The organism is Clostridium sp. FS41 (assembly GCF_000954015.1).
GTDB lineage: Bacteria > Bacillota > Clostridia > Lachnospirales > Lachnospiraceae > Enterocloster > Enterocloster citroniae.
The window spans coordinates 13,575-32,851 of record NZ_JYHN01000071.1 but is presented as its reverse complement, the minus strand read 5'-3'; the positions used below and the strand labels follow the sequence as shown (position 1 = coordinate 32,851).

The 19,277-nt window shown below is 48.2% G+C and carries 17 protein-coding genes, 1 tRNA gene and 3 pseudogenes; all 21 read right to left on the bottom strand.

Translation table 11 applies throughout. The features are described 5' to 3' along the window. Positions 1-115 precede the first annotated feature (115 nt). The 21 genes and pseudogenes from CLFS41_RS24285 to CLFS41_RS24190 all read right to left on the bottom strand — a co-directional run bounded on the left by CLFS41_RS24285 (position 116) and on the right by CLFS41_RS24190 (position 19,160). Complete coding sequence (locus tag CLFS41_RS24285; RefSeq protein ID WP_007871406.1) at positions 116-1,264, bottom strand: HAMP domain-containing sensor histidine kinase; 1,149 nt, start codon at positions 1,262-1,264, stop codon at positions 116-118. After that, on the bottom strand, positions 1,251-1,958 hold the full coding sequence (gene vanR / locus CLFS41_RS24280) for a VanR-ABDEGLN family response regulator transcription factor (protein ID WP_045093762.1): 708 nt from the start codon (positions 1,956-1,958) through the stop codon (positions 1,251-1,253). The genes CLFS41_RS24285 and vanR overlap by 14 nt, the downstream gene beginning before the upstream one ends. A gap of 72 nt (positions 1,959-2,030) precedes the next feature. Continuing rightward, positions 2,031-2,264, bottom strand: coding sequence for a hypothetical protein (locus tag CLFS41_RS30285; RefSeq protein WP_143111242.1), 234 nt, complete (start codon positions 2,262-2,264; stop codon positions 2,031-2,033). 31 nt (positions 2,265-2,295) lie between these two features. Next, positions 2,296-2,484 (bottom strand): annotated as a pseudogene (locus tag CLFS41_RS24270) (glyoxalase); the annotation flags it as partial. Beyond that, a pseudogene (locus CLFS41_RS30280) lies at positions 2,476-2,624 on the bottom strand (DUF3795 domain-containing protein); the annotation flags it as partial. The pseudogenes CLFS41_RS24270 and CLFS41_RS30280, both read right to left, overlap by 9 nt. Before the next feature lie 132 nt (positions 2,625-2,756). Further along, a pseudogene (locus CLFS41_RS24265) lies at positions 2,757-3,047 on the bottom strand (chromosome partitioning protein ParB); the annotation flags it as partial. Positions 3,048-3,442: 395 nt separating this feature from the next. After that, a complete protein-coding gene (locus CLFS41_RS24260) occupies positions 3,443-4,336 on the bottom strand; it encodes an FAD-dependent oxidoreductase (RefSeq protein ID WP_045093761.1) in 894 nt (297 codons plus the stop codon). Between the two features lie 173 nt (positions 4,337-4,509). Next, positions 4,510-5,274 (bottom strand): DeoR/GlpR family DNA-binding transcription regulator, encoded by a 765-nt coding sequence (locus tag CLFS41_RS24255; RefSeq protein ID WP_007871419.1) that lies wholly within the window; start codon positions 5,272-5,274, stop codon positions 4,510-4,512. 126 nt (positions 5,275-5,400) lie between these two features. After that, the gene (pdxA, locus tag CLFS41_RS24250) at positions 5,401-6,408 is read right to left on the bottom strand and encodes a 4-hydroxythreonine-4-phosphate dehydrogenase PdxA (protein WP_045093760.1); all 1,008 of its coding nucleotides are present in this window, start codon (positions 6,406-6,408) and stop codon (positions 5,401-5,403) included. Positions 6,409-6,491: 83 nt separating this feature from the next. Beyond that, positions 6,492-7,778, bottom strand: coding sequence for a four-carbon acid sugar kinase family protein (locus CLFS41_RS24245; protein WP_045093759.1), 1,287 nt, complete (start codon positions 7,776-7,778; stop codon positions 6,492-6,494). Positions 7,779-8,019: 241 nt separating this feature from the next. Continuing rightward, on the bottom strand, positions 8,020-9,474 hold the full coding sequence (locus CLFS41_RS24240; protein ID WP_045093758.1) for a S41 family peptidase: 1,455 nt from the start codon (positions 9,472-9,474) through the stop codon (positions 8,020-8,022). An 85-nt stretch (positions 9,475-9,559) separates the two neighbouring features. After that, the gene (locus CLFS41_RS24235; protein ID WP_045093757.1) at positions 9,560-10,768 is read right to left on the bottom strand and encodes a peptidoglycan DD-metalloendopeptidase family protein; all 1,209 of its coding nucleotides are present in this window, start codon (positions 10,766-10,768) and stop codon (positions 9,560-9,562) included. A 27-nt stretch (positions 10,769-10,795) separates the two neighbouring features. Further along, the gene (gene ftsX, locus CLFS41_RS24230; protein ID WP_007871428.1) at positions 10,796-11,704 is read right to left on the bottom strand and encodes a permease-like cell division protein FtsX; all 909 of its coding nucleotides are present in this window, start codon (positions 11,702-11,704) and stop codon (positions 10,796-10,798) included. A gap of 93 nt (positions 11,705-11,797) precedes the next feature. Next, positions 11,798-12,478: a cell division ATP-binding protein FtsE gene (ftsE, locus tag CLFS41_RS24225; protein ID WP_045093756.1), complete on the bottom strand. Its 681-nt coding sequence runs from the start codon at positions 12,476-12,478 to the stop codon at positions 11,798-11,800. 13 nt (positions 12,479-12,491) lie between these two features. Next, positions 12,492-13,580, bottom strand: coding sequence for a helix-turn-helix domain-containing protein (locus CLFS41_RS24220; protein WP_007871433.1), 1,089 nt, complete (start codon positions 13,578-13,580; stop codon positions 12,492-12,494). A 141-nt stretch (positions 13,581-13,721) separates the two neighbouring features. Next, a complete protein-coding gene (gene ugpC, locus CLFS41_RS24215) occupies positions 13,722-14,834 on the bottom strand; it encodes a sn-glycerol-3-phosphate ABC transporter ATP-binding protein UgpC (protein ID WP_045093755.1) in 1,113 nt (370 codons plus the stop codon). 265 nt (positions 14,835-15,099) lie between these two features. Beyond that, a complete protein-coding gene (locus tag CLFS41_RS24210; protein ID WP_007871437.1) occupies positions 15,100-15,939 on the bottom strand; it encodes a YitT family protein in 840 nt (279 codons plus the stop codon). Between the two features lie 87 nt (positions 15,940-16,026). Beyond that, complete coding sequence (locus tag CLFS41_RS24205) at positions 16,027-16,860, bottom strand: S1-like domain-containing RNA-binding protein (RefSeq protein WP_007871445.1); 834 nt, start codon at positions 16,858-16,860, stop codon at positions 16,027-16,029. 24 nt (positions 16,861-16,884) lie between these two features. Continuing rightward, a complete protein-coding gene (locus tag CLFS41_RS24200) occupies positions 16,885-17,625 on the bottom strand; it encodes an acyl-ACP thioesterase domain-containing protein (RefSeq protein ID WP_045093754.1) in 741 nt (246 codons plus the stop codon). 87 nt (positions 17,626-17,712) lie between these two features. Further along, positions 17,713-18,945 (bottom strand): acetate kinase, encoded by a 1,233-nt coding sequence (locus tag CLFS41_RS24195; protein WP_045093753.1) that lies wholly within the window; start codon positions 18,943-18,945, stop codon positions 17,713-17,715. Positions 18,946-19,088: 143 nt separating this feature from the next. After that, positions 19,089-19,160 (bottom strand) — tRNA-Gln (locus tag CLFS41_RS24190). Between the last annotated feature and the right edge of the window lie 117 nt (positions 19,161-19,277).

The following is a 19,277-nucleotide window of genomic DNA, read 5'->3' as shown; positions in this document are numbered from 1 at the left end:
AATGAGGTTGATTTTTCTTGCAATGCTGTAAAAATATTCTTCTTTGAGAGGATAACCGGCGTAGGATTTTTTCTCGACTAAGCCAAACTGTTTTAGTTCATTCAGTTGCAAATCTCTAAGGTTTTGTGACAGGGATTTTGGATGAATCTAATGGGATTTCAATGATGAAAGCAGTGCGTCCATTACTGCTTTCAGCCTTTATCTGTCCGCCATGCAGTACAATAATATTTTTTGCAATAGCAAGCCCCAGGCCGGAGCCCCCTGTTTCGCTTAATCTCGCATTGCTTAAACGGCAGAATTTATCAAAAATCACATTGAGCTTTTCCTCCGGAATTTCCCCGTCATTTTCAAATTGAATCACAGTCCATTCTGAAAGTTCTTTGGCCGATACTTTGATAACACTATTGTCCGTACTATAAGAAATGGCATTTTTAAGGATATTATTAAATACTCTGGCCAGCTTATCAGAATCTCCATATACAGATATGTCCTCATCTACATGATTCTCTATGATCTTTCCACATGCATTCAACTGCGGATACAATTCATCTGAAATCTGTGCAATCATATAGTAAAGATCAACCTTTGTCTTTTGAAGCGGAAGGGCTTCAGAGTGGCTGCGGGTGATCTCAAAAAATTCATTCACCAGGTTTCTGAGCCGATTGGCTTTTTCCCATGCGGTGTGGATATATTTTGCTTTCTCCTCATCAGGCATATCCGGTGTTTCATCCAAAAGACTAAGATATCCGATTACAGAAGTCAGTGGGGTCTTGATATCATGAGCCAGATATACCACAAGATCATTCTTCTGCTGCTCTGCCCTCTTAGCCTTATCCGCCCGTTCTGCAAGTGTCCGCTTTACGTCAGCCAGTTTATGCTCCACACTCTCCAGTTCCGGAGACAGTGAAATCGCCGCCCTTTCCTCCATAAGCTTGTCAATCCCTGTTACTACTTCATCAAAATATCTTTTATATGTGTCCAACAGCATGTGGAACAACAAAAAAACAAATATGATAATGACCAACGCAAGAATAAACTGCATATTGACAGTCACTATCTTGAAATATATCAAATCAGCTTCCTTCTCACTGATTGAAAGACTGCGTGCAAACCACCCAACAATCGCATCTGCCAAATGTCCACGCGTCAGCATCCGCAGTGCAAAGACTGCAGCAACTGCTCCCACTGTAATCCATAATCCTCTGATAAATGTAATATGGCCGAGCTTTGAATAGTTGTATTTTGTATTTTTAAATTTCCCCAATTTTATATCCAACCCCCCATACCGTTTTTATATATCTGGGGTTTTCCCCGGTATCCTTCATCTTCTCGCGAAGATGTCGGATGTGTACGGTAATCGTATTGTTACTCTTGGTATAATATTCTTCCTGCCAGACTTCATGGAATAATTCTTCGGCACTGACGACACTGCACTTGCGCTCTAAAAGAATCCTTAGTATGGAAAATTCCGTAGGAGTCAGTGACAGCGTCTCTCCATTAAGCCGGCATTCATATGTCTTAATGTTCATCGTTAATCCGGCATATTTAAAGATTTCATCCGCTGCCGGAACCGCTGAGCCTACATTATATTTCTTATAACGGCGAAGCTGGGCCTTTACCCTTGCTACCAGCTCAAGAGGCAGAAACGGTTTTGTAATATAATCATCTGCACCAAGCGTAAGTCCGGTAATTTTATCCGTCTCTCCATCCTTTGCCGTAAGCATAATTACCGGATATGTGTACTCCTTACTTCGTATGGACTGACATATCGAAAGTCCGCTGATATCCGGAAGCATGATATCCAGTATAGCCAAATCAAAGTCTGTACTCCCGATACAGACAAGTGCTTCCTCTCCTGAATAAAACTTATATACATCCATATTTTCATTTTGAAGATATACTTCAATCAGATCCGCAATTTCTTTCTCATCATCAACAACAAGTATCTTTTCAAGCAAAGCATGACACTCCTTTCAGTTTAGATCATATACATTATACCGCAAATAGACTTTACTTGATTAAGAATATTATCAGTACTTTTGATGCCTATCATATTTTATCACATAATCAACTTGGGCCATTAACGATTTGTGAACTTCACCTTTTTGCATTTCCTTACGAATGCGGGTATTTTCAATGACGACCGGAACATCTGCTCCATTATTATTTCCTCTATTAAGCCCTAAACAGCAAAGTTCAGGACATGGCATTTGGACAATTATTTTCCCTTTTTTAAATTGCTGTGGTTTTTTATTAAATTCCATAAATATATAACCCATTTTTTCTTTCTGGAATTTAGCTGTTCATAAGTTTTGTTAAGTCCTCCACAGAAGCGTCCATTTTCACAGAGATTTCTTCCATTGTCATACCGGAAGCAAGAAAACGCTTTAGCACCATTTTCATATCCTCCCCAACCTCTACGATATGACCGTCCAAATCGTAAAACCGAATCACCCGTTGACCCCAGCTATCGCCGTGCTCCATGCTGCATCTTGCAATTTTGCATGCCTGGTTTCCTTCATCGCAGCCGCAGCCAGGACAGTTTTATTCAAAAACATGGGACAAAGCCCACAATTTAATCCACAGAGGGAAAAAAATTGATTCTGTCGTTTAAATCCTTTCATGATACCTCCTTAAGTCCTTTACACGCATCCGATTCAGCTGAAGTGAATTTATACTTGTCCCAACAGACTTATTTCCTCTAACATTATACTGGGTCTGTGGAATGATTGTATTATTTAATGCTAAAGAATTTATTAATCATTTCCTAAGGTGCAGATAATATGCGTTTTCCCGCTATCAGAGGACTCTTCGGCCAAAACCACATCCTCACCAGGCCGCCATGCCTGTCCAAACTTCACACCGCGGAACAGGGCAGCCAGACCGATAATCTGCTTGAACCTCAAAATCTTATCCCGATCCATCCCCAGGTGTTTGGAAATCCATGCGTCAGAACGCCCCAACTCATACAGTTCCTTAATGATATTACTCATTAAGCCCACATCATGTGTTCCACAGGCGCGGTTATGACAGATGGTACTTGCAATCCACTATGAGCTAAACTATTATTGTCCATTTTGGACCTCCTGTGCTTTTTATTTGTGGTTTGCAGACCTACATTTAGTTTAGCACAGGAGTTGCTTTTATCTGAAGATATTCCCTCCACCTGCAGAGCAGGCGGTTTATTTTTACCGTGGCACAAAAAAATAAGAGTAGGGAATTCCCATTTCCTATTCTTATTTTTCCTCTTAATTGTACTAGCTATAATGGATATAGCTAATCGATCATATCTTCAGCCATAGCCACCAGTTCATTTTTTGACATATATGGTATCTTTTGAAAGAGATTGCCCTGATGCCGGTTCGGCAGATGGTATATTGAGTTTCTTCGGAATTGAAAACACTAACCATCGCCGACTGGGATGCATTTCCGTTTGTTTTTATTAACACATTGATGCCGCCTGTATTCCTGCAATTGCACCATCAGCAACTGCTGTAGCTACCTGTCTTACTTTCTTTACACAGATATCTCCAGCAGCAAATACTCCCGGAATTTCTGTCTGCATCAATTCATCCACTGGAATATATCCGTGTTCTAACTTCAATTCCGTGTAGATCTGAGTGTTCGGAACAATTCCTGCATAAACAAATACTCCGCACTCTCCATCTTTTACAATCTGTTTATTTCCTGTTTTGTTGTCGGTAAATTCAAGTTCCTCAACTATTTCGTTGCCATATACTGCTGTGAGACTTGAATGTGGCATGATTTCAATGTTATGGTGTGCGGCAACCTTATCTTTAAATTCCTGTATACATACAAGTTCATCTTCCACGCATACGATTGTTACTTTTCCAGCAATTCCAGCCAGGTAAATGGCTTCCTTTACTGCGCCATCTGCTCCACCAATGATATAGATATTTTTACCCTTATAATCAGGACCATCTTTTGGTGCGTTTAATCGGACACCTTTCAGACTTTCACCTGGAATTCCTAACATACGGCCAGAACCACCATTGGCGAGAACCACGGTTTTACATTCATAACTTTCTTGATCCGTAACGACTTTCTTAATTTTACCTATTAACTTTGTTTCTGTCACGTTCTCATAGCGAATCTCTACACCGGCACTAAGTACTTGCTCTTTCATACGTTCAGCAAATGTCTTACCAGATTCTTCTTTCATGATTGCCGTATAGTGCGTAACTGTCGAGACAGTTCCAATCAAACCGCCAACCTGACCCTTTTCCAACATCAGAATCTTTTTTCCTCTGCTTTTTCCATAAATAGCTGCACTGATACCGGCTGGTCCGGCTCCAATAATAATCATATCATACATTTGAATATCCTCCTGCTGCACACATAACAATATTGCCTTATTTATATAGCTGTTCCATTGATTCTACAATCTGATTTAAGTTTTCTTCATTTCAGGAATCCTTGATTGATAGCATATGCAATATACTCAGATTTTACCCATTACGAACATTATATTCATAACCAGGCGGCCGTCTATTCCGTCCCATCCCCCACCATGATCAGATGGATATCCCGCTCCTGGATCCGCTCCAGCTCCTTTTCATCAAACACCTTTGTGGTCACCACGCCTGTATAATCCTGGAGGTTGTTGATCTTCATCAGGGCCTGTCGGTTAAATTTGGAATGGTCCACCACCAGGTAACTTCTGTTTGCATTTTTTGTAACCATGCGCTTTAGGGATGCCTTGTCCATGGTGGGGGTGAGTACATTAAAATTGGAATCAATAGACATTGCCCCCATAAATGCGATCCCCACATGAATATAGGACATCATCTGATTGGAAAATGTCCCGAATATGCTTCCTGTCTCCTTCTGTACCGTGCCACCGCAGATCATCAGCTCCACATTGCTTCTGTGGAGAAGAAATCCCACCTCAATATCATTTGTAATGACAGTCAGGTCCGGTATGCTCATGATCCGCTTTGCGATCTCGCAGATCGTGGTACCGGAATCCAGGAACACCGTGTCCCCGGGCTTTACCATGGCCGCACAGGCTGACGCCAGCTGCTGCTTTTCCTCCATCATGGTGACCATCTTTTCCGTATAGGTTGCCTCATGCTTGATAACCGCCGCACCGTGGCGGCGCTCGATGATCCCCTCCTGCTTCAGCTTGTCCAGATCCCTCCGGATCGTCATCCGGCTCACATCCAGGATCTCGGCCAGACGCTCCACCTGTATATTGCCCTTTTCACTGACCAGCTCCACGATCCGGTTCTGCCGCTCCTCTGCTGCGCTCATGTTGTCCCCGCCTTTCTCCACCTGTTTAAACCAATGGTACTATCTCTCCATGCTGCTGTCAATACCACACGCAGAATGCCGGCCGCATATTCCGCGTCCGGCATTTGTCATGTTGAAATCTTTCCCTTAATCTCCATCTTTTCTGAGAAACGCAGGCGAATACTTGGCAGCCAGCCTGATTGCCTCCACCATGCTCACATCACTTGCAATCCCTGTTCCCGCAATGTCCATGGCTGTTCCATGGTCCACAGAGGTCCGCAATATGGGCATTCCCGCTGTCACGGCAATGGTCCGTTCAAAGTCCAGCGTCTTGGTGGCAATATGCCCCTGATCGTGATACAGGGACAGCACGCTGTTGAACTTTCCCTGAAGCGCCAGATGGAACACGGAATCAGCTCCCACAGGTCCCACCACCTTATATCCCTCTGCCTGCAAGGCTTCAACCGCCGGATAGATGGCGTCCATCTCCTCATCTCCGAACAGACCGTGCTCCCCGCTGTGGGGATTCAGCCCCGCGATCGCCATGGTCCCATCCTCCACCCCCAGCTGGCGCAGTGCCTGGGTGCAGCGCTTTACATAGTCCATGACCCGCTCTTTTGTGATCATGTCGCATGCCTTTCTCAGGGATACATGCCTTGTGAGGAAAAATACCCTCATATTCCTCACCTCAAACATGGTCAAAGGATCCGGCGTGTCCGTAAGCGCCCCGAATATTTCCGTATGACCGATAAAGGGCACTCCCGCAGCCCTAAGGGACTCCTTGTTGATTGGCGTGGTGGACACGGCCGCCACCTTTCCCTCATTTGCCAGGGAAATGCTTTCCGCAATATATTCATACGCGGCCTGACCGCACATGCTGCTGATCTCCCCCAGCTTAAGCCGCCCCATATCCACATTGTCAAGGTCCATGAGATTGATCACATGTTCCTCAAATCTTCCCTCCCCCGGTTCCTTGACCACATGGATGGCCATGGGAAGGTCCACGATCCTGATTGCCTGTTCCATCACCTTTTTGTCACCCACTACCACGCACCTGGCGCACTGAAATGTTTCTTCCCTTGCCAATGCCTTTGCCACTATCTCCGGACCGATGCCTGCCGGGTCTCCCATTGGTATTGCAATGATTGGTTTCATCTTTTATCCTCCATCTGTTTTATTACTATATTCGCAGCTGTTCAGGACAGCTTGCCATAATTAACTTTCATTCTACCACAACCTCAGACCACTGTCTCAAAATATTCCATACACTGCATCAAAGTATCCTCCCTTCCCACCAGACCGCCTTTTGTGATCATGGGCAGTCCCTGGTGGCTGCCGCCAATGGTATTGGAGTAAATGGCCAAGGGGATCACTTCCCCTTTCACATGGAATCCGGAAATTCCCAGCTTCTCACAAAATGCCGCTGCCACATCCCCTCCTGAAGCATAAACGCCGCCGATCCTGCCGTCCATCTCCCCAATCAGGTCATAGAGGACCTGGGCAATGGTGTCTGTGATCACACCGGCACATTCTTTCATGGAACTATGTTTTGCTCCATCTATCTTGGACAGATCCACCACATCGTCCTTTGATTCTGTGGTGGTTATGACCACAATGCCGTGCGATTCCTCTGCTGCCCGCACTTCCTCCATCACACGTTCCATTTCCGCCCTGCGCCTGTCTTCGTCAAAAAACTCTGTTGCCCGTATTCTCACCACCAGTGGGTTGGCATTTTTCTTCAGATACTGCAGCTGCTGTCTGGTCAGATCGCTGGCGCTGCCAATACCGCACAACAGCTTTTTCTGGATTGCCTCTTTTTTGCGTTTGAACAAATTGCCGGCCAGGGCCGCTGTGAAAGAGCCGGGATCAATGGCCGCGATCTTTAATCCGCTGGCCGCGCAGCAGGCTGCAATGGCATCAATATCCCGGGCAGTCCGGGCATCCACCACAATGATCCTGTGTTCCTCCGCCTGCTTTAACAATTCTTCCAGCAGCTTTCCGGAACTCTCCACCACCTGTTCCAGTCCGATATATCCCACCGGATATTGGGACTGCTGCTTTACGATCTCTGTAATCCTGGATGTATGTACCGGAGAAGTGGGATCATTTGCCGCCTCGGTCATCTGAAGAGGAACTCCGTTGACCAGCAGGATATCACCAATACTGGTCCGCCCTGACCCGGGAAAGGAGGCCACCACCACAGCCCTGTAATCCTCCCCCAGATAATCCAGGATACTGTCGATCTCCGCTCCTACATTTCCCCTTAAAGTGGAATCAATCCGCTTGCTGTAAAGAATGGAATCACTTTTTGGGAAAAGGGCGGCTGTTTTTTGTACCCTGTCATAAGCCTCATCCCTGCTGATACCCCTGCTGTTGGTACTGATGCACAGCACATCATAATCCTCAAACTGTTCCATATGGCCTGTCTTCAGTATAGTGGCTACCTTAAATCCATTCTGCGACAGAATGGCGCCTGTGTCATTGGCTCCGGTCAGATCGTCCGCAATTATAACTGTGTTTATCATTGTAAAACCTCCTCAGACAAAATCCTTTTCTTCTCCTCTTATAAACTCCATGGGCCCTGTTCAATGTTTATAGCCACATTCTAATGGCTGACCCCTCCATAGTCAACGGTTTGGCCTGATTTGTTCGTTTTGCGGGGATTTAAAAATCGTAAACGGAAAAAACGAACAAAACTCCCGGGGGCTGTTTAGGCCCTTGGGAGTCTGCTCCTTTGTTTCGGTCATGGTCTTTATCTATATATGATTACTGTATCTTATCCTTCAGCACCTGGACCGCCTTCTGGATCTGATTATCCTCCTCCGGCTTCACCACTGCCTGGGTCTTCAGCTTCTCATCCAGTTCCACTTCCACATCCGGCTCTATTCCTTTTCCGTGAAGATCAAAGCCGCTTGGGGTATAATAATGTGCAGTGGTGATTTTAATGGCAGAGCCGTCCCCCAGAGGAATCAGGTTCTGCACGATTCCCTTGCCGTAGCTGGTGGTTCCAACCACGGTGGCCCTGTTATAGTCCTTCATGGCTCCGGTAAAGACTTCAGACGCACTTGCTGAATCGCCGTTCACCAGAATCACCAGCGGGAGATCCACCTCATGTTTGTCGGATGCAGTGAACACATCCCCCTTCTCATTCTTATCGGCCGTGTACACGATCAGGGTTTTTCCATCTCCCTTATCATATCTGGAAATATCATCCGGCAGCAGATAATCGGCCATCTTCACAGCTCCGTCCAGAATACCGCCCGGATTGCTCCTCAGGTCAATGATCAGCCCCTTCATTCCATCCTTTTCAAGTTCATCCACAGCTGCCTTAAACTGCTCCACTGTTATCACATCAAACTCCGTGACCGCAATGTATCCAATGTTGTCCTCCATCATCCGGTGCTCCACCGTAGGCACCTCGATCTTGCGCCGTTTCATGGTAAGCTCCGCATATTCATCTTTATCCGCACGGTAAACCGTAATATTGACAGGTGTGCCCTCCTCGCCCTTGATGTAGTTATTCACAAGCACATCCAGGCTCTCTGAGGCAACCAGAGTATCCTCCACCTTATAGATGATGTCCCCCGGCTGCATTCCTGCCTCCAGGGCCGGCGAACCCTCAAACACCCTAACAATGGTACACAGCCCCGTGGTCCTGTTCTGGCTGATCATGGCTCCGATACCGGAATAAGTCCCCTTGGTGCTGTCCTGCAGGGATTTGTAATCAGACTCCGTATAATACACGGAATACGGGTCATCCAAACCGGCCAGCATACCGCGGTAGATAAAATCTTCCACGTTCTGTGCATCCTCCTCATAGAGGAAATATTCCCCTATGATCTGCTGGATCAGATCCATCTTAGCCGTGACCTTAGAAAAATCCACGCCTTCCTTATCCTTGCTGCTGTCAGAGATAGCAGGCGCCCGCCCTTCGGTCTGTGTTCCGGGCTGACGGCTCATCACCTTTTTTCCGAAAATGTAAATGCCCGCAGACATTCCCACCACGATCAATCCCACAAATGCAGTGACCAGCGCTCCGGCCAGCACACCGGTCCAGAAACGGTTCTTCCCATTTCCCTGGCGGCTGCTATCCGGTCCCTCCGACTGCCAGTCCGGACCTGCGTTATCCGGCTGCCAGCCGCTGTTTCCACCAGCCGGCCCCTGCATCTGACGGTCCGGGTCATTCATGTTTTTTTGTTGATCAAACTCACGATTATCCAATTTAAAATCTCCTATCTGTCCGTTCCAGCACAGTGTACCGGGCTCTATGAATTTAAAACACGTCTTATTCTATACTTATGATACATCATGGGCTGACATAACTTCGGGGATTCACATATGTTCCGCCTGAGCGGATCCCAAAGTGCAGATGGGAACCGGTGGAATACCCGGTGGACCCCACTTTGGCGATCACCTGGCCCTGTTTTACTTTTTCCCCCACTCCTACCAGCAGCTTGGAGCAGTGCATGTAAACCGTACTCACTCCCCCTCCATGGTCAAGCATGATATAATTGCCAGCTGAATAGCTGTATGTAGAGATCACCACCTCGCCGTCCGCTGCCGCAATGATATCCGCGCCGGTAGACGCGCCGATATCTATCCCTTTATGGTTGCTGGAAGCGCCCTCTGTAGGCGACTCCCTGTCTCCAAAGTTCGATGTGATCCGGCTGCTGGACGGACAGGGCCACTTAAAACTAATATTCCCCAAATTCTGTACTGTATACGTTTTGCCGGCCGCCTCTGCTTTTTTCCTGGCTTCTTCTTCCCGGCGCTTCATCTCCGCCTCAATGCGCTTCATCTGGTCTTCCTGGGCCTTGATATCCGCATTGTACTGGTCTATCTCTGTCTGGGCCGATGCGATCTTGGCATTATAGGAGTCCAGTTCCGCTTTTTTTGAATCCATCAGCTTCTGCACGGAAGACTGCTTTGCCTGGGTGGTCTCCTGGAGTTCCACCAGACCCTGCCGCTCCTGCTCCAGGTTTTTCTCCCTGGCAGCCACGTCATCCTTGGCCTCGGCGTACTGCCGCAGCATCTTCCTGTCATACTCCGCTATCTGGCTCACGTATTCCGACCGGTTCAGCAATTCCGATATGCTGCCTGATTCCATGACCATATCCACAAAACTGCTCTCTCCGTTCTCATACATATACTTGATACGCAGCTTCATGGTGCTGTACTGGTGCTCCTCCACATCCTTTGCTTCCTCCAGCTCTGCCCTGGCGGTTTCGATCTCAGCCTCCTTGTCGCCGATCCGGACTTCCAGTTGGGAAAGTTCATCTGTCAATGTGGCCAAATTGTTATCCAGCTGCTTTACATAGGCTGCCGTATCGGCCTTCAGGGCCTCCAGCTGATTCAGGGCGCTCTCCACCTTTTTCTTCTCTTCTTCCAGGGCGGAAACCTGCTTTTTCGCATTGTCGATCTCCACACTGGTAGCGTAGGAGGAAAATGCAGCCATTCCGCCAAGCGCCAGGCCAATGGCAACTGCCGCCGGTTTTATGAAACCATTTCCTTTCATGGTCCTCTCCCTTTCCGGTGTGTAATATTAAACCTTTAAATGCCTGTGGATGGTAATAAAGCTGACAAAAAAACCGATCCCGATCCCCAGCACTCCGGCCGCGCCTGCCATATAAGGAAAAATCTCTTCCAGGGCAATGGGCTGAAAAAGTCCGGTGATCATCTGGTACCGCTCATTCACATAAACCACCGCCCTCTGATACAGGAAATACATACCGGCCAAAGGCACTGCCGCGCCCAATGCGCCTAACAGCACCCCTTCCACCACAAAGGGGGCGCGTATCATATAGTTGGTAGCCCCGATATAACGCATGATCTCATTCTCACGCCTTCTAAAGGAGGCTGCCACGGAAATGGTGTTGCTGATCAGGAAAACGGCAACTGCCAGCAGCACTCCGATGATCACAACCGAAAGGGCGCCGATGATCCTGCCCACGCTTGTAAAACCGGCAACCGCCGCGCTGGAATAGCGCACCTTGCGCACACCGTCCATGGCATCCAGCCTTTTTACAACCTCATCCTGATCATCCAGTTCATTTAAAAATATCTCATAGGACGCGGAACCGGACAAAGGATTGTCATCTGCAAACCCTTCCGCCAACTCCTCCATGCCCTCAAAATACTGCGTTTTAAAATTTTCCCATGCCTGGGCAGCGGATACGTAATTTACCTCCCGCACCTCGCCCCAGCTGCGTATGGTGTCCCCCGCTGCCAGGATCTGCTCCTCCGGCATCTGCTCATCAAAAAACACGGTGATCCCCACCGTTGTCTGGGCAGTCTTTGCCACATTCTGCACATTTGCCACCAGGGCAAAAAAAAGGCAGAATAAAAAAATACACGCAGAAATAGTCGCTATGGAAGCCAGCGAAAACAAAATATTTCTGCATATATTTATGATGCCCTGTTTCAGGCAATACCAAAATGTACTGATTCTCATTCCTGTTCATTTGCCTTTCCGGCGGATCCGCGCTCTGCGGTACAGGCTTACCTGCCCCGGCACCAGCAAACCAGGACCTGTTTCAAGCAGGCCCTAATACTTGCTGTAATATCCGCCCTCATCACTGATAACCGCCCCCCGTTCCATGGTGATGACACGCTTATTCATCTCATCCACCATCTCCTGACTGTGGGTGACCACGATCACCGTTGTCCCCCTCTGGTTGATCTCCTCCAGAAGCTTCATAATCCCGTGGGTATTGAAGCTGTCCAGATTGCCTGTGGGCTCATCTGCCAGGAGTACCTCCGGGTTGTTGATCAGTGCCCTGGCAATGGCCACCCTCTGCTGCTCCCCGCCGGAAAGCTGTCTGGGATATGCCTTGTACTTGGAAGACAGCCCCACCAGCCTGAGCATCTCAGGCACGGTCTCTTTGATCACCCGGGTGGGCACTCCGATTACCCTCTGGGCAAATGCCACATTCTCAAACACAGTGCGGTCCTTCAGGAGTCTGAAATCCTGAAAGACCACGCCTAATCTTCTGCGGTATTTGGGAATATACCTTCTCGGCATCTTTCCCAGGTCCATATCATTGACCACGATACGCCCCTTTGTAGGTTCCAGTTCCTTAAGGAGCAGCTTCATAAGAGTGCTCTTGCCGGAACCGCTTCTGCCCACGATAAAAACAAATTCCCCGTCCTCAATGGTCAGCGAAATATCCTTCACCGCCTTGCTGCCGGTCTCGTAGGTCTTGCTTACGCGACTTAACTCTATCATCTGTCACTCCGGTTTAATAATCCAGGCTCTCCATATACTTCATATACTTTGCAACCATAAGTGCAATCTTGAATGTTATGGCATCTTCAAAGATACGCAGGTCCAGCCCGGTGCTCTTCTGAAGCTTGTCCAGACGGTATACCAGGGTGTTGCGGTGGATATACAGCTGTCTGGAAGTCTCAGACACGTTCAGGCTGTTCTCGAAGAATTTGTTAATGGTTGCAAGTGTCTCCTCGTCAAAGTCATCCGGCGACTTGCCGTCAAACACTTCGCGGATGAACATCTTACACAGCGGAATGGGTAGCTGGTAGATCAGACGGCCGATCCCCAGATTATTATAAGCGATCACGTTCTTGCTGGCATAGAAAATCTTTCCTACGTCCAGAGCCATCTTGGCCTCCTTATAGGAACGTGAAACTTCCTTTATATCATTGATCGTGGTTCCATAAGCAACACGCACCTTGGTCATGGCCTCTGTGTTCAGCATGTCCAGAATGGTATTGGCTGTTTTATCCAGTTCGCCGTAGGACTCTCCCTGGCGCACTTCCTTTACAAGGATGATGTTCTTCTCATCCACGGCGGTGATGAAATCCTTTGTCTTGGATGCAAACAGGCTTCTCACTGTCTCCAGTGCATTTACATCCTTCTCGTTGTGGGTCTCAATAATGAATACCACACGCTTAACATCCGTGTCAATGTGCAGCTTCTTGGCCCTGTTGTAGATGTCCACTAAAAGCAGGTTGTCAAGCAGCAGGTTCTTGATAAAGTTGTCCTTATCAAAACGCTCCTTGTATGCAACCAAAAGGTTCTGGATCTGGAATGCAGCCAGCTTCCCTACCATATACACATCATCACTTGCGCCCTTGGCAAGGAGGATGTATTCCAGCTGGTGCTCGTCAAACACCTTAAAAAACTGGTATCCCTGAATTACCTGGCTGTCTGCTGGGGAGTCCACAAATACCAGGATGGAGCTCTCGGAATCTTCCGCATCCGTAAATGTGGATGCAAGCACCTTTCCCTCTGTATCGCATATACCCAAATCAATTCTTGTAATTGCTTTTAATCCATCTAATGTGGTCTGAAGTATCTGATTTGAAATCATTCTATACTCTCCTTTTCAAACGTATTCGGAGTAACTAATATCCCTATTTTCATATTTTAATGCAAAATTACAAAAAAAGCAAGAGAGTTGTACACTCTCCTGCCCCTTTTTACCTTAATTTTCATTTACGTTTTATAAAAACTAGTTAAGAATCACGAGTTCGGTATCTTTGTCAAACACATGGATCTTCTCTAAATCCATAGCCAGCTGGATTGTATCCCCAGGTCTTGCGGTGGTACGCGGATTTACTTTTGCAGTAAAGTCAGCATCTTCAATATCAAAATACAGCAGTACCTCGGAGCCTAACATCTCGTATACACGTACGGTTGCGTCAAACACGCTCTTTGGTGACATGGCCAGGAAGGATTCCTCATCATGAAGATCCTCAGGACGGATTCCCAGGACAACTGTCTTTCCTACATATCCCGCTCCCTCCAGCTTCTTTGCCTTTCCTTCCGGAAGTGCCACGGTGTGCTCTCCGAATGTCAATGTAATATCGGAACCGGACTTTCCAACCACTGCCTCGATCATATTCATCTGAGGAGCTCCGATAAATCCTGCCACGAACTTGTTGCATGGCTTATCATACAGGTTCTGTGGGCTGTCTACCTGCTGAACAACACCGTCCTTCATAACAACGATCCGTGTTCCCAGTGTCATGGCCTCTGTCTGGTCATGTGTTACGTAAATAATGGTGGTTTCCAGTCTCTGGTGCAGTTTGGAAATCTCTACGCGCATCTGGCCTCTCAGCTTTGCATCCAGGTTGGACAGCGGCTCGTCCATCAGGAATACTTTGGGGCTGCGGACAATGGCACGTCCCATGGCCACACGCTGTCTCTGGCCGCCGGAAAGAGCCTTCGGCTTACGGTCTAACAGATGCTCCAGATCAAGGATCCTGGCTGCGTTGTGTACCTTTTCATCGATCTCAGCCTTTGGTGTCTTTCTCAGTTTCAGTCCAAACGCCATGTTATCGTATACGGACATATGTGGATACAGGGCGTAGTTCTGGAATACCATTGCAATGTCTCTGTCCTTAGGCTCAACATCATTTACCAACTTATCATCGATATACAGTTCACCGGAAGAGATGTCCTCCAGACCAGCGATCATACGCAGGGTGGTGGACTTACCACATCCTGAAGGGCCAACGAAAATGATAAATTCCTTGTCTTCGATCGTCAGGTTAAAATCCTTAACTGCAACAAAACCGTTGGGATATTTCTTGGTTACATTCTTCAGCAATAAACTAGCCATTCTGTTCTTTCCTCCTAAAATTCGCTTTGCTTGCATGTAAAAAAAACGTGGTAAAATGCCTGTTTCCGCTGGGTTTTCCCGGTGCAGAAGCATCATTTGTAACTGTTAATATCATACATGAAACCCTCTGAGGAATCCATATTGTAAATCAACAAAATACAATTTTGGGATTTAGCTAATTTGTATACGAAAAAAAAAAAGTGTTGTAAATCACAAAGTATTCCAATAATTCCCGTTAAAAATTTGTTTATTATGTTAATCAGTGTCAATATTCAATAAAACCTTCTCCAAAAACCTCCCTTGCATCACTCACAATGACAAATGCTCTTGCATCAAATTCAGACACGATCTCCCTTATTTTTACGATCTCCTTCTTGGAAACCACGCAGAACAGCATCTTTTTCTCCTCATTGGAGTACATCCCCCTTGCCTCCAGGCTTGTAACCCCTCTCCCCATCCGCTCCAGGATCGCGTCCGCGATTTCCCTGTAGCTGTCGGAGATGATATATGCCTGTTTGGAGAACTTAAGGCCTTCGATCAGGCCGTCCGTCACCTTGGACACACAGAAAATGGCGATCAGGGCATAGAGAGCTGTGGGAATGCCAAACACCGTTGCACCCGCCAGCACAATGATCCCGTCCAGCACCTGCATGATCTGCGCCAGCGTATAATGCTTCATCCGCTTCTGCATCAATGCTGCCAGCATATCCGTGCCCCCGGTGGTACAACTGGCCAGAAATACCATGCCTGTCCCCACGCCGCTTATGATACCGCCAAAGAGGGCTGACAAAAGGATGTCATTGCCCATATAGGAAGCCTCAGGCAGCACATAAAGGGATACGGACAGCATCACGGTTGAAAATAGGGTGCGTTTGATGAACTTCCAGCCCATGACATACAGCCCCGCTGCAAACAGCGGGATATTGAGAAGGGTATTGGTCAGCCATAGCGGTACGGACCACAGTTCCTTGGCAATGATGGCCAGGCCGGACACACCTCCTGTTACCATACTGACCGGATCATAAATACTTTTAATAGCAAATCCAATAAGAAACGTCCCCACCACGATCAGGCCATAATCCCCAGCCACACTTCTCCTGTTCATAACCCCAACTTCCTTTCCATTTCAGTCAAACATAAGGCAGCCACCATAAAAAGGGGACTGCCGGATATCTTCTATATACGCGCTTTTCTATATACGCTCAATGGTCTTTTCCGTGATCCGTATTTTTCCCTCTTTTAGCAGACGCCCCACCGCGCGCTTAAACGCGTTCTTGCTCATGTGGAACTCCCGCATGATGACATCCGGGTTTGCCCTGTCGTTAAAAGGCAGGACCCCGTCAAACTCATCCATAACCTTAAGTACGGCTTCCGCATCCGTTCCCATCTGCACGTACGCCCTCTCGCGGGCACACAGATCCAGTTTGCCGTCCTCCCGGACCTTGGTCACCCTGGCCTGCACCGTATCCCCTTCCCTGAATTTACCAAAAAGTTCTTTTTTGGGGATCAGGCCGTAATATTTGTTATCCACTGCCACAAAAGCCCCAATAGTATCATTGATCTCATAGATTGTACCGGTAACCCAGTCCTCCTCCTTGTAAGGAGACTGGTTGCTCATGTGGGAATACACCCGCATGGTGGCTGCCAGACGCTTGCTCTTGTCCACATAGAGGGTCACGAGACAACGCTCCCCCTTGCGCACGGGGTGTGTCTGCTCCTTAAAGGGAAGCAGCAGATCCTTCTCCAGTCCCATGTCCAGGAACGCCCCCATCTTTGCCACGTCCTTCACCTCCAGCATGGCGGTCTCTCCCACCTGCAGCTTGGGCATGCCCGTGGTGGCAATAAGGCGGTCTGAGGAATCCTTATAGATGAACACCTTCACCTTGTCCCCGATCTTAGCGCCCTCCGGCACCTGCTTCTTTGGAAGAAGCACTGCGGGCTCGTCCTCAGCCTGCTCTCCCACATATACGCCAAAATCCTTTGTCCTGAGTATCTCCAACTCCTGTACTTTGCCTAATTCAATCATCTTTTTCTCCCTCTGGTCTTTCGTCTAACGCAGTTTTTCCTGCATCTGCGGCTCCGTCCGCAGCCATACGACTGCATAAGTATCCTGTGTTGCACTGTCGTCCAGGGATACCGTCCACTCATGAGCGCTCCCCTGGCTTACACGGGGGATGATCACATTCCCCAAAACTGCCGCTTTCTTATAGTCTGCCCGTATTTCCCTGATTCTAAGCCCTTCCGGTATGGATTCCCTGGCCATGTCCACATACTGGGCATTGTTTACATGGTGGTTTGTATCGATATGGTGCCTTGCCACCACAATGGGCTTTCCCTCACCATAGTGATCAGGCACCGGTATTTTCCTGGGCGCAGGGCTCAGAATCAGGGGCGCCTCCGCTTTTCCGTAGGGGGCCGTATCCTCGGGATGCACCCGGATGGGCGTATTCTTTTCTGTGTCATAAAGGAACCACACAGACCCGGCCCTCACAAGATGTCTGCCCTCCCCGTCCAGAAGGACAAAATTACGGTACCCGTAAATGCCTTTGAAGGAGCAGTGCCACGTGCCCACCACCAGTTTTTCTCCCAGCCGCGGATAACGGTCGATCATGATCTGCCAGGAAGACAAAAGCCACGCTTTGTGGTTGCTGTCCAGATACTCCACCCCCACCCGGGCGTCCTCCGACTGGAAGGTACTGCAGTCCTGCATGTAATTAATGATTCCCACAAGGGAAAGCTGTCCGTATTCGTCCGTCTCACTGTAACGGACCCTGCTGTTAAATGTATACATAGTTACCTCGTTGTCCAAACCGGTCTGACACCGGAATCATTCCTCTGGCCATTGTATCATACATATGGCCTTTAATACAAGCGGGTTTCAGGAACCTTTTCCAACCTTTTCAGGCCTTTTTTTCAGTCCCTTTGCCACTGTTGCCGCTTCCCTGGCGATCTCCAGTTCCTCATTGGTCTTGATCACAAGCACATTCACCTTTGAGGAGGCATCGGAGATCCTCACGGCCTCCCCCTCCTCCCGGTTCTTTAACTCGTCAATAGCAATGCCCAGATACTCCAGATAGCTGCAGATCTCCTCACGGATATCGGAATCATTTTCCCCGATCCCCGCTGTGAAGACAATGTTGTCTACCCCGTTCATGGCAGCCGCATAGCTGCCCACATATTTGGCCACCTTATACGCAAATATCTCCCTTGCCAGGGCAGCCTTTTCATGGTATTTGATCTCCGCGTCCTTCAGTTCCCTGAAATCGCTGGAAAAGTTCTTGGAAATGCCCAGCACGCCGGACTCCTGATTGAGAATGGTCATGATCTGCTGGAAATCCAGCCCTTCCTTCTTGGAGAGGAATTCCAGGGCACCCGGGTCCACATCCCCGCACCGCGTTCCCATCACCAGGCCCTCCAGGGGCGTAAAGCCCATGGAATTGTCCACCACCTGCCCGTACTTTACAGCGCAGATGCTGGCTCCATTGCCCAGATGACAGACAATGGTCTTTACCCTGCCGGGATCCTGCCCCATGAACTGGGCCGCCCTGCGGGACACATATCGGTGGCTGATGCCGTGGAATCCATACCTGCGTATCTTATGCTTCTCATAATACTGGTAAGGCAGTCCGTACAGGAACGCCTTGGGTTCCATGGTTTGGTTAAATGCCGTGTCGAACACCCCTACCATCAGGGTATCCGGCATCAAAGTGCGGCAGGCCTCCACCCCCACCAGATTGGCCGGATTGTGCAGAGGCGCCAGGTCATTGCACTCTGTCATGGCCTGGATGACCTCCTGGGTAATGACCACGGAACCGGTAAACTTCTCCCCGCCATGGACCAGGCGGTGCCCAACCACATCGATCTCCCCGAACTTACTGATCACTCCCTGTTCAGGGTCTGTTAAGGTGTCCAGTATGATGTGCACAGCCTGGGTATGGTTTTCCATGGCCGTCTGTTCCTTTAGGGAAATGCCGGTATCCGTCCTGTAGGTAAACCGGCCGTCAATACCAATCCGCTCGCATAGCCCCTTTGCCAGTACCCTCTCAGTCTCCGAATCAATGACCTGAAACTTCAGTGAGGAACTTCCGCTGTTGATAACAAGAATCTTCATGTGAATCCCACCTTCCCCCTGGTTGTACAAACAATGTATGGTTAAAAAAATTATATACCAGTTTCTGGATGGTGTCAAAAACAATCATCAAAAAAGCCTTTAAATACAAGGATCCTCCCTTATATTTAAAGACTTTGCCTGAGCTGGGCTACAAGGATTCGAACCTTGAAATGACGGAGTCAGAGTCCGTTGCCTTACCATTTGGCGATAGCCCATTATAAAATTCCCCGCACCTTCCAATCTCCGGGACCAGTTTACTGCCTGGCGCCTAACTGTCAGCTGCGGAGTTTATTATACCCATATTGTGCCATTTAGTCAAGCACTTTTTTAAT

Bases quoted from the DNA above. Each gene is read 5' to 3' on its own strand.
- CLFS41_RS24235 (WP_045093757.1), bottom strand. From the start codon at position 10,768: ATGAAAGGAAATGGTTTCATAAAACCGGCGGCAGTTGCCATTGGCCTG.
- CLFS41_RS30285 (WP_143111242.1), bottom strand. From the start codon at position 2,264: ATGGAATTTAATAAAAAACCACAGCAATTTAAAAAAGGGAAAATAATT.
- CLFS41_RS24220 (WP_007871433.1), bottom strand. From the start codon at position 13,580: ATGATTTCAAATCAGATACTTCAGACCACATTAGATGGATTAAAAGCA.
- CLFS41_RS24205 (WP_007871445.1), bottom strand. From the start codon at position 16,860: ATGATTGAATTAGGCAAAGTACAGGAGTTGGAGATACTCAGGACAAAG.
- CLFS41_RS24255 (WP_007871419.1), bottom strand. From the start codon at position 5,274: ATGAGCGCAGCAGAGGAGCGGCAGAACCGGATCGTGGAGCTGGTCAGT.
- pdxA (WP_045093760.1), bottom strand. From the start codon at position 6,408: ATGAAACCAATCATTGCAATACCAATGGGAGACCCGGCAGGCATCGGT.
- ftsE (WP_045093756.1), bottom strand. From the start codon at position 12,478: ATGATAGAGTTAAGTCGCGTAAGCAAGACCTACGAGACCGGCAGCAAG.
- CLFS41_RS24200 (WP_045093754.1), bottom strand. From the start codon at position 17,625: ATGTATACATTTAACAGCAGGGTCCGTTACAGTGAGACGGACGAATAC.
- CLFS41_RS24210 (WP_007871437.1), bottom strand. From the start codon at position 15,939: ATGAACAGGAGAAGTGTGGCTGGGGATTATGGCCTGATCGTGGTGGGG.
- CLFS41_RS24260 (WP_045093761.1), bottom strand. From the start codon at position 4,336: ATGTATGATATGATTATTATTGGAGCCGGACCAGCCGGTATCAGTGCA.
- ftsX (WP_007871428.1), bottom strand. From the start codon at position 11,704: ATGAGAATCAGTACATTTTGGTATTGCCTGAAACAGGGCATCATAAAT.
- CLFS41_RS24245 (WP_045093759.1), bottom strand. From the start codon at position 7,778: ATGATAAACACAGTTATAATTGCGGACGATCTGACCGGAGCCAATGAC.
- ugpC (WP_045093755.1), bottom strand. From the start codon at position 14,834: ATGGCTAGTTTATTGCTGAAGAATGTAACCAAGAAATATCCCAACGGT.
- CLFS41_RS24195 (WP_045093753.1), bottom strand. From the start codon at position 18,945: ATGAAGATTCTTGTTATCAACAGCGGAAGTTCCTCACTGAAGTTTCAG.